The 10,722-nt window shown below is 43.3% G+C and carries 9 protein-coding genes and 2 pseudogenes; 9 read left to right on the plus strand and 2 right to left on the minus strand.

Translation table 11 applies throughout. The features are described 5' to 3' along the window. The first annotated feature begins 382 nt into the window (after positions 1-382). From B3Q46_RS01325 to bioD, 5 genes are all read left to right on the plus strand, one after another. Complete coding sequence (locus tag B3Q46_RS01325) at positions 383-1,108, plus strand: alpha/beta hydrolase (RefSeq protein WP_286712906.1); 726 nt, start codon at positions 383-385, stop codon at positions 1,106-1,108. Between the two features lie 73 nt (positions 1,109-1,181). After that, complete coding sequence (gene bioA, locus B3Q46_RS01330) at positions 1,182-2,459, plus strand: adenosylmethionine--8-amino-7-oxononanoate transaminase (protein ID WP_286712908.1); 1,278 nt, start codon at positions 1,182-1,184, stop codon at positions 2,457-2,459. After that, the gene (locus tag B3Q46_RS01335) at positions 2,456-3,625 is read left to right on the plus strand and encodes an 8-amino-7-oxononanoate synthase (protein ID WP_286712911.1); all 1,170 of its coding nucleotides are present in this window, start codon (positions 2,456-2,458) and stop codon (positions 3,623-3,625) included. The genes bioA and B3Q46_RS01335 overlap by 4 nt, the downstream gene beginning before the upstream one ends. Continuing rightward, positions 3,622-4,377: a malonyl-ACP O-methyltransferase BioC gene (bioC, locus tag B3Q46_RS01340; RefSeq protein ID WP_286712913.1), complete on the plus strand. Its 756-nt coding sequence runs from the start codon at positions 3,622-3,624 to the stop codon at positions 4,375-4,377. Before B3Q46_RS01335 ends, bioC begins: the two co-directional genes overlap by 4 nt. Further along, positions 4,374-5,027, plus strand: a complete 654-nt coding sequence (gene bioD / locus B3Q46_RS01345) for a dethiobiotin synthase (RefSeq protein ID WP_004780106.1) — start codon at positions 4,374-4,376, stop codon at positions 5,025-5,027. Before bioC ends, bioD begins: the two co-directional genes overlap by 4 nt. Here the strand turns inward: bioD and B3Q46_RS01350 are convergent. Beyond that, positions 5,005-5,244: pseudogene (locus tag B3Q46_RS01350) on the minus strand (ATP-binding protein); the annotation flags it as partial. The gene bioD and the pseudogene B3Q46_RS01350 overlap by 23 nt on opposite strands. After that, positions 5,240-5,362, minus strand: a pseudogene (locus tag B3Q46_RS01355) (ion transporter); the annotation flags it as partial. The pseudogenes B3Q46_RS01355 and B3Q46_RS01350, both read right to left, overlap by 5 nt. 232 nt (positions 5,363-5,594) lie before the next feature. Between B3Q46_RS01355 and B3Q46_RS01360 the strand changes: the two are divergent. The 4 genes from B3Q46_RS01360 (at position 5,595) to B3Q46_RS01375 (ending at position 10,218) form a co-directional block, all read left to right on the plus strand. Continuing rightward, positions 5,595-6,512, plus strand: coding sequence for a DnaJ C-terminal domain-containing protein (locus tag B3Q46_RS01360; RefSeq protein ID WP_286712918.1), 918 nt, complete (start codon positions 5,595-5,597; stop codon positions 6,510-6,512). A gap of 11 nt (positions 6,513-6,523) precedes the next feature. Continuing rightward, positions 6,524-6,835, plus strand: a complete 312-nt coding sequence (locus tag B3Q46_RS01365; RefSeq protein WP_004780103.1) for a chaperone modulator CbpM — start codon at positions 6,524-6,526, stop codon at positions 6,833-6,835. 245 nt (positions 6,836-7,080) lie between these two features. Then, on the plus strand, positions 7,081-9,837 hold the full coding sequence (gene acnA, locus B3Q46_RS01370) for an aconitate hydratase AcnA (RefSeq protein ID WP_286712921.1): 2,757 nt from the start codon (positions 7,081-7,083) through the stop codon (positions 9,835-9,837). Positions 9,838-9,903: 66 nt separating this feature from the next. Beyond that, complete coding sequence (locus B3Q46_RS01375; RefSeq protein ID WP_034171665.1) at positions 9,904-10,218, plus strand: DUF6088 family protein; 315 nt, start codon at positions 9,904-9,906, stop codon at positions 10,216-10,218. The last annotated feature ends 504 nt before the right edge of the window (positions 10,219-10,722 follow it).

Below are 10,722 nucleotides of genomic sequence, written 5' to 3' on the forward strand. Positions count from 1 at the left end.
TAGGTTTGTGCAACAAAGCCGATTAAAGACATAACCGTATGTCATAAGTCGTAAGATACAACATGATGTGTGATTGTCTTATATATGAATATGGCTTAAATGTTCTGGTCACGATGTGAATATTCTTACTATCCCGTTTTTCAGCCTGAGATAGCAGTTTTTTCTTGTAGCTATCAGCTAACTTGCCGAATTGTGAATAAAGAGGGCATGGCCTAGGTCGCTTTATTAGTACAAAGATCTAGGCGTTGGGTTATTAGCGTTAAGACAGGCACTTTTTTCTTTTTTGGTTAAAAGTATTTTCATGCTTTTTTGAAAAGCAATAATTTTTAGCCGAGAAATTTTACGGCTTGAAGGCCTAATGTATTTTCACAGGGAATAGCAGATGAATATATTATTGATTGCAGGCTGGGGACTGGGGACAACCGTCCTAAAAGAATTTTCTGAAAAACTCAGGACAGATCATACAGTAGCAATCTCTGATATTTTTGACCCCTTTGATGCGGTGACCCTGCAGGAAAAGATAAAGCTCGCACAAGATTATGATGTGCTCATAGGCTGGTCTTTAGGAGGACAATTGGCCATATATTTGGCGAATGAAATCTTTCAGCAGACACGAGTAGCAAAGCCTGTCATTACCTGTATGTCCAATCCTTGTTTTGTTGCCAATAAAGATTGGCAACAAGCAATGCCTGAAACTGATTTTGAACAGTTTCTTCAGGCCGCCCGACTAGACATGTTAACGACATTGAAACGTTTTTGTCATCTCGTCTGTATGGGAGCGAAGGATGCACGGCAACGGGTAAAATATTTACAATCCCAACTGTCTTTAATTGATTTAAATCATCAAGAAAAGCATCTTTATCTTTTGAAACAATTAGATTTGGTAGAGATATTAAAAACCTGTTCAACGAAGATACTGTTTATATTTTCAAACCAAGATTCACTAGTTCCTTGCCAAGTTTCCATAGAACCTGTCTTTTATCAACAAAGTTTAATCAAAGTCAAAGAAATCGAGGCCGCACATGATGCAATCCTGTTCGATACAGAATTGGTGTTAACACCTATTCTGGATTTTCTGGATGATTTATCAGTTACTTCAGCAAGATAGAGAGTTCAGTCATTTGCATTTTTAACTGAGCAGGCTAAGATCGATATTTCCACAATTTTTCAGGATGAATTTTGTGTTTGACGCTTTTGATCAAGAGCATATTTGGCATCCCTATACCTCAATGACTGCACCCTTGCCCTGTTATCCGGTCGCTAGCGCCAGCGGCGCCCAGATCTATTTGGAAAATGGCAGGGCGCTGATTGATGGTATGTCCTCCTGGTGGTGTACGATTCATGGCTACAGTCATCCTGAGCTGAATCAGGCCGCCATTGAGCAGCTGAATAAGATGTCACATGTGATGTTTGGTGGATTGACCCATCAGCCTGCCATTGAACTTGCGAAAATCCTGCTGGAGATTACGGCATCTGAGCTTGATAAAGTCTTTTTTGCTGATTCCGGTTCGGTTGCTGTAGAAGTTGCCTTGAAAATGGCGGTGCAATATTGGCATGCCCAAGGTCAACCGGAAAAAAGTAATTTTGTCACGACACGTTCGGGCTACCATGGTGATACATGGAACGCGATGTCAGTTTGCGATCCCGTCACGGGTATGCATCAAATCTTCGGTTCAAGCCTGCCTAATCGATATTTTGTTCCTGCACCTGAAAGTCGCTTCAATGGCGAATGGCAGGAGCAGGATATCCAGCCACTGAAACAGTTACTGGCAGAAAAGCATGAGCAGATTGCAGCCATGATTATTGAGCCGATTGTTCAGGGTGCGGGAGGGATGCGTTTTTATCATCCTGAATACTTACGCCAAGTCAAAGCTTTGTGTAAGCAATACGATATACTCCTGATCCTGGATGAGATTGCGACAGGTTTTGGACGCACTGGTAAGCTATTTGCCTATGAGCATGCCGATATCATCCCTGACATACTTTGTTTAGGTAAAGCCCTGACCGGTGGCTATATGACTTTGTCTGCTACGCTCACCACCAGGCAGGTTGCAGAGACCATTTCTCGGGGGGAAGCGGGCGTTTTTATGCACGGCCCGACCTTTATGGCCAATCCGTTGGCGTGTGCAGTTGCAGTAAAAAGTATCCAGCTTTTACTGGCACAGGACTGGCAAGCCAATATTCAGCGTATTGAACAGCAATTAAGTACTTTGTATGTTTTAGATGGGCATCCTGTAGTCAAAGATGTGCGGGTGCTTGGGGCAATTGGAGTGGTTGAGCTGCATCAGGCAGTGAATCTGGCTGAATTCCAGGCAGAATGTGTTCGTCGTGGTGTATGGATTCGTCCATTTGGCAGACTGGTGTATGTCATGCCACCTTTTATTATTTCTACAGCCGAATTGCAGACATTGCTGGAACATATGATCGCTATGATTCAGCACCTGGAGCTTGCAGCATGAATCACCTCGAACATTTTGCACAGCAACTTGATGTATTAAAGCAACAAGGGCAATACCGCGAGTTTAAATCCAACATTACCAGTGCTGCCCATTTTGAACTCAACGGCAAAACCATGTTGAATCTGGCATCGAATGATTATCTGGGTCTTGCCAGCCAAGTGGATTTACGGGAAGCATTTTTTGATATGACTCCTGTTTCTGAACGGCAGATGAGTGCCAGTTCCTCCCGATTGCTGACTGGAAATTTTCCCGCTTATGAACAGCTTGAACATAACATGTCGCAAGCCTTTGGCCGTGTGGTACTGCTGTTTAATAGCGGCTATCACATGAATATCGGGATTTTACCTGCGCTTGCAGACAGTAAAACCCAAATCATTGCTGATAAACTGGTTCATGCCAGTATGATTGATGGTATCCGTTTATCTAAAGCGAATTATGTGCGATATCGGCATAATGATTTAGATCACTTGGCACAACTTTTATTGAAATATCATTCAGATGAGTCGATTGAACGTATCATTGTCGTCACAGAATCCATTTTTAGTATGGATGGGGATGAAACCGATTTAACTGCTTTGGTGGCGCTAAAAAAACAGCATCCTAAAGTCATGCTGTATGTTGATGAAGCGCATGCGGTAGGCGTACGCGGTTTACGTGGACTGGGCTGTGCCGAGCAATATAATGTGATAGGGGATATCGACTTCCTGGTAGGTACCTTTGGTAAAGCGCTTGCTTCGGTTGGTGGCTATTTGGTCTGCGAACCGATAATCCGGGAATATTTGATTAATTCAATGCGCCCGCTCATTTTCAGTACGGCCCAACCTCCCATCTGTATGGCTTGGACAAATTTTATCTTTCAGCATCAACAGGGCTTACAGGCAGAACGTCAATCGTTAACTGCATTATCACAATACAGTCAGCAGGCAGTAAAAAATCTGGGTTATGACTGTCCGTCAAGTTCCCAGATTATTCCGGTCATTATTGGAGATACGCATCAGACCGTAGCTTCAGCAGCCTATTTGCAAGATTATGGTTTTTATGTATTACCTGTACGTCCACCCACTGTTCCCAAAAACTCGTCACGACTGCGGATATGTTTGCATCACGGAATAAAGAATCAGGAAATTCAGCACTGTTTTAGTGTACTGGAGCAGTATCAGCCATGAACAACACACTGATTGCACAACGATTTGCTCAGGCTCAGCACAGTTATGATCGGCATGCCGTAGCACAGCACCATGTCGCTCAACATTTACTTCATTTAATGCAACAGTATATTCCCCAACCACATATGCAACGTGCGCTAGAAATTGGTTGTGGTTCAGGTCTGTTTAGCCATGCTTTTTTACAGCATTATGGGGTTGATCAGTTGTTTTTAAATGATCTTTATCCTGAAGTGAAACAGCATTTTCCTGAAACTGAGCAATTCATCTGGGGTATAGGCGATATCGAACAGTTGCCATTACCGCAGTCTTTAGACTTGGTGGTGTCCTGTTCAGCCTTGCAGTGGATTCAGGAGCTACCAGCCTTAATCCGAAAAGTGGCCAATGCCTTGAACCCATCAGGATACTTCTGTTTTGCCAGTTATGCAGAAGACAATTTAAAAGAAATTAAAGCATTAACAGGACAGGGTCTGGATTATTTACCACTGGAAACTGTAGCAAATATCTTGCAGGCACAGGGCTTTGAACTGCTGATGGCAAATGAAGAACGGATCCAACTCAACTTTGCCCAGCCTAGAGATGTGTTAAAACACATGAAATCTACCGGTGTGCAGGCAACGGCTCAGGGTTTTCGTTGGAGCAAAAGCTCACTTGCGCAGTTCGAGCACCATTATGCTCAATTCCAGATCCCGGAAACAGAGGGTTATCCTTTGACTTACCATCCCATTTACCTGATTGCACGGAAGGCTCTATGAGTTTGAAAATCTATTTTGTCAGCGGCATTGATACCGCTATTGGTAAGACCTATGCCACCGGTTTTTTAGCCAGAAGCTGGAATGAACAGGGGATTCGAACCATTACCCAAAAGCTGATTCAAACTGGCAATGTGGATGTTTCAGAAGATATTGAGCAGCACAGGATGATCATGGGGTGTGGACTGCTGCCTGAAGATCATGACAAGCTGACCATGCCAGAAATTTTTAGCTATCCAGCCTCACCGCATCTGGCATCTGAACTAGATCGGCGTTCAATCGATTTCGAAAAAATTCAGCAGGCAGCCACTATACTGGCCGAGCGTTATGACCGGGTTTTGCTTGAAGGGGCAGGCGGATTAATGGTGCCGCTGACCCGGGACATGCTGACAATCGATTATATTGCAGCGCACGATTATCCTGTCATTCTGGTAACTTCAGGCCGTCTGGGCAGTATTAATCATACTTTACTGAGCCTGGAGCTACTCAAACAGCGTAAAGTCACACTTCATGCTGTGGCATTTAACCATACTGATGACCATCAGGACCAAACGATTGCGATGGATACTATTCAATATTTAAAGGAGTATCTGCCCCAGTATTTTCCAACAGCCGTATGGCTGGATATTCCTAAGCTTGCAGGTCACGCTTAGACACGCCGCACTTGATTTCAATGCGAAGCCCATAGGGCCGTCGGGCATTAAAAGAGAGCAGATAACCATATTGTTTTAACAGGTTAGCGGTTAATGTCAGTCCCAGACCATGGCCGTGCTGCTGAGCAGATTTGCGCCAGAAGCGTTGTCCTAAATGTTGGATATCCTCGGCTGTAAGTTGTTGTTCATTATCTTTAATCACTAGGCAACCAGGATGCAGGGATGGAGCTAAAGACTTCCGGTTGCACCTTGTTTTCAACCACATATGCGCCAGCAGCCGCGAAAATGATCATGATCAGCAGGATAAAAATAACCGCCTGAAATGAGCCATTTTGCGCTATCTACCAAAAGGCAGACTGATCCTAATCATGATTTCGAACAGGCTAATTTAAAAAAGACAAGATTATTTAGCGGCTGTCGTCAGAAAAATATAGATTATCCTATGATTTTAAAGAATTATTTCTTGTGTAAAAGAAATAATTTATAACAAGAAAAATCTTTAAAAGGTTTTTTTAGCTATAAAAAAATTGAATAATGAATAAAACATAAACCACCAATAGGGCAGAGATGACCAAGAATTATTATGAAATATTAGGTGTACCTCGAGATGCAACTGTTGAGCAAATTAAAAAAGCTTATCGTAAACTTGCCAGAAAATATCATCCCGATGTCAGTAAAGAAGCTGATGCAGAAGAGCATATGCAACAGTTAAACATTGCTTACGATGTGTTAAGTAATGATGAAAAAAAAGCAGAATATGATTTTGAATTAGACCATCCACAGAATAGCCAGGGTAGGGATGCTCATCAATATTATTCAAATATGGGCGGACAGGATTTTACAGGGTTTGAAGACTTGTTTGGTCGCTTTGGTGGCGGTTTTGGTGGTTTCAATGAACAGCGTTATCAGGGTCGAGCATCCTATAGAGGTGATGATCAACACGCGACTCTAGAAGTAGATTTGGATGTTGCATTCCATGGTGCAACTCAAAATGTCACTTTACAGATTCCAACTATCAATGCGTACGGGCAAGCAGAAGTACAGCGTAAAGTCTTAAAAATTAAAATTCCAAAAGGCATGAAAGCAGGGCAAAAAATTCGTTTAACCGGACAGGGGCAACCGGGTATTCATGGGGGTGAAAATGGTGATCTGTATATTGAAATCCAATATAAAGCTACAGATTCAACTTATGTTGAAAATGCGGATGTCTATCATCATCTGAAGATTAGTCCATGGGAAGCAGCACTTGGACAATCGATTACGGCAAGCTTACCCAATGGTAAACAACTCAATATTCAAATTCCAAAAAATGCCAAAACAGGTCAACAATTACGTTTAAAAAATCAGGGGATTCCTGCTAAAGATGCAGGGCATTTATTCCTCATCCTCGATATTGTGCAACCACCTGCACAAACCGAACAAGAACAACAGGCTTATGAAGCATTTGCAGCAGCATTCTCCAAATTTAAGCCGAGATCATCATAAGGAGTAAAATTATGACGACAGTTAAATATTATGAGGTGGTCTTAGAAGATATCCAACAGGCAGAAGTTGTAGATGAGCAACAACGTTATGATTTAAATAGTTTTGCTCAAGTTTGTGGTCAAAGTCCTGAATGGATTCTGCAACTGATTGAATACGATATTTTGCCGAATCGCGTAAATGCATCAGATTTATATTTTTTAGTGGATGATGTGGCACGTGCACAAAAAGCGTATCGTTTACAGCGTGATTTTGATGCAAGTTTTACTGCTGTAGCCATGATGTTGGATTTAATCGAAGAATTAGAGAAACTTCGACGTTTATAGACACAGAACAAAGTAATACGCTGGTCAATTTAGCTTATGTCCTTAGGATGGGCAGAAACGTTGTTGATGCCAGATTTGAACTGTCGGCAACTCTCTGGAAAAATGCCCTGGCAGCCTTGCATTTAACTGGCTAGCGCAATCCGATAATAAATAATAACAAACCCACCGCTCAGTTAGCATACAGTAAGTAAAGAAGTGGTTGACTGTGATCATAAAAATAACAGCTCAAGCAGGAGGGAAGCTAGATGGCCAAGTATACTGATATCAATAGTTTTAATACCTTAGAAACATTAACCGTCGGTTCAGAACACTATCAGATTTTCAACCTATCCAAATTGCAAGTGCAGTTGGGCGACCTGTCCCGGCTGCCCAAATCTTTAAAGGTCTTGCTGGAAAATTTATTACGTTTTGAAGATCAGCTCACGGTGAAGACCGAGCATATTCATGCCTTGGCAGGATGGCTTAACGACCGAACTTCAGAACAGGAAATCCAGTATCGTCCGGCACGGGTGCTGATGCAGGATTTTACCGGTGTTCCTGCAGTGGTTGATCTTGCTGCAATGCGTGCAGCAGTGGCCAAAGCCGGCGGTGATCCGCAAAAAATTAATCCGTTGTCACCGGTGGATTTAGTCATCGATCACTCGGTGATGGTCGATTACTTTGCCAGCCCGCAAGCTTTTGAGCAGAATGTTACCATTGAGATGCAACGCAACGGCGAACGCTACCAGTTTCTGCGCTGGGGGCAGGCGGCACTCAATCAGTTTCGCGTGGTGCCGCCAGGAACCGGGATTTGCCACCAAGTCAATCTGGAATATCTGGCACAAGTGGTCTGGAGCAATGAGGTCGATGGGCAGCGCTTTGCCTTTCCTGATACCTTGGTCGGTACCGATTCACATACCACCATGATCAATGGCTTAGGCGTGTTAGGCTGGGGGGTAGGTGGTATTGAGGCGGAAGCGGCCATGCTAGGCCAACCGATCTCCATGCTGATTCCGGAAGTGATCGGCTTTAAGCTTACCGGTAAACTCAAAGAAGGGATTACAGCAACTGATCTGGTGCTGACCATTACCCAGATGCTGCGCCAAAAAGGCGTAGTTGGAAAATTTGTCGAATTTTATGGTGATGGCCTGGCCGATTTACCCTTGGCGGACCGTGCCACGATTGCCAATATGGCACCGGAGTATGGCGCTACCTGTGGCTTTTTCCCGGTTGATGAGGTGACGCTTTCCTATTTACGTTTAACAGGACGTCAGCCGGAAAGAATTGCCTTGGTAGAGGCTTATAGCAAGTTGCAAGGATTATGGCGCAATCCGGGGGATGAACCCGTCTTTACAGATACGCTGGCTTTAGATATGTCGACGGTAGAAGCCAGTCTGGCGGGTCCGAAACGCCCACAGGATCGTGTACTATTGTCACAAGTGCCGAGAACCTTTGATGCCCTCATGGATCTGACCTTGAAACCGGTCAAAGAAGAAAAAGAGCGTCTGGAAAATGAAGGAGGGGGAGGTACGGCTGTTGAAGCGAGACAGGCCAACCTGCCCCATGAAAATGTTTTTTGTATGATTGAGGGTAAAAAATATCCGTTGCAGCATGGTGACGTGGTGATTTCAGCGATTACCTCCTGTACCAACACTTCGAATCCCAGTGTCATGTTGGCAGCAGGGCTATTGGCCAAAAAGGCAATCGAAAAAGGTTTGCAGCGGAAACCCTGGGTGAAAAGTTCACTGGCTCCAGGTTCCAAAGTGGTTACCGATTATCTCAATGCAGCAGGGTTGACGCCTTATTTGAATCAACTGGGTTATAACCTGGTAGGTTATGGTTGTACCACCTGTATTGGTAATTCGGGACCTTTACCTGAAGCGATTGAAGAAGCTGTGCAATGTTTCGATTTGAATGTAGCCTCAGTGCTTTCCGGAAACCGTAACTTTGAAGGACGAGTGCATCCTTTGGTGAAAACCAATTGGTTAGCATCTCCCCCCTTGGTTGTTTCCTATGGTTTGGTCGGGAATATTCGAACTGATCTCACTGCTGAGCCGATAGGTGAAGGCTTTGATGGGCAAGCAGTTTATTTAAAAGATATTTGGCCGACACAGATGGAAATTGATGCCGCACTGCAGAACTTGAATACTGAGATGTTCCATAAAGAATATGCGGAAGTGTTTGAAGGTGATGCCAAGTGGAAAGCGATCCAGATTCCTCAAAGTCAAACCTATACTTGGGATGAACAATCGACCTATATCCGACATCCACCCTTTTTTGCAGAAATTGATCAGCCGGTGCGACCAATTCAGCAGATCAAACAGGCACGGATTTTGGCTGTATTGGGAGATTCAGTCACGACGGACCATATTTCCCCTGCAGGCAACATCAAAAAAGATAGTCCTGCCGGACGATATTTACAGCAACAGGGGGTTGATGCAAAAGACTTTAACTCTTATGGATCCCGCCGTGGCAACCATGAGGTGATGATGCGAGGCACCTTTGCCAATATCCGCATCAAAAACGAAATGCTTGGTGGGGAGGAAGGTGGCAATACTCTGCATATTCCAAGTGCAGAAAAACTCTCGATTTATGATGTGGCAATGCGCTATCAGGCAGAACAAACCCCACTCGTGATTATTGCCGGGAAAGAATATGGCACCGGTTCTTCACGTGACTGGGCGGCTAAAGGCACCAACCTATTGGGGGTGAAAGCAGTGATTGCTGAAAGTTTTGAGCGGATTCACCGTTCTAATCTGGTCGGCATGGGAGTGTTACCTTTACAGTTTGTGGAGGGTCAGAACCGGCAGATCTTGAACCTGACCGGGCATGAAACCCTATCAATTCTGGGATTATCGGATGATATTCATCCGCATCAAATGCTGGATGTAGAAGTGCAACATACCGATGGTACATATAGCCATTTTCAGGTGTTGTGTCGTATTGATACCTTGAATGAGGTGGAATACTTTAAGGCCGGTGGGATCTTGCACTATGTTTTACGCAATTTGCTCGCTTCCTAAATTGGATGATGAAAACCCGACACCGGCCACAATGCCGGCCAGTTAAGCAGTTTTACTGACTTATTTATGCGAAATGATTTTAATGACATTGCAAATTATGACCAAATTGAAAGAACTCTGCGAAACTTAGTTCAAGAAGGTGAGCTAATTAAAGTGGGTTATGGTATTTATACCAAAGTAAGAAAAAACCAAATGACCGGAAAAGTAATACCAGCCTGTCTAGAAGGCGCTGATGCAGCGATCTTCGAGGCATTAAAAAGATTTGATGTACAGATTACGTTGGGTAAGGCTACGGAAAATATTTATCTAGTCAACCCACCCAGATTCCAGTCTTTACTCAAATTAAAACCCTACATCGTTTTATACGCCAATTGTCTGTAGGTTGTAGCCAATTAATGCCTGATATAAAAACAGTTTGCAGATGTCGCTGATGCACTTGGTATTGGTGCAATTTCTATGTGTAGACAGGTAAGTGTCCGCCGAACCTGATATGATCCTCGAAAGTTAGACGGTTGATTAAGCAGCTTTAAGGACTGATTTCTATATACAAAGGGAGAGCCTTTTAATATCACCTTGATTCATCATATTGAAATACTGGTACTACAAAATAGCACTATTCATGTGATTGATATAAATAGAATAGGGGAATGAAAAAATGAAGAGTTTACTAACAAACATTACAAGGCTTATTAGTACGTGAGGCGTCAGATTTAACCTCACAAACAATTGCTAAAATGGATTTAACCATTCATCGTCAATACCATGCCCAACAAGTGATACTGTTACGTACTGACTAGACCTCTTGCGAAAGTATCGTTTTACCTAATTTTTGAATTGGCTAAAACCTTATAAAATGTAGCTTTGGGCTGTTTAAATTTTGACTAA

This window comes from Acinetobacter sp. UBA2581, assembly GCF_002339435.1.
Lineage (GTDB): Bacteria > Pseudomonadota > Gammaproteobacteria > Pseudomonadales > Moraxellaceae > Acinetobacter > Acinetobacter variabilis.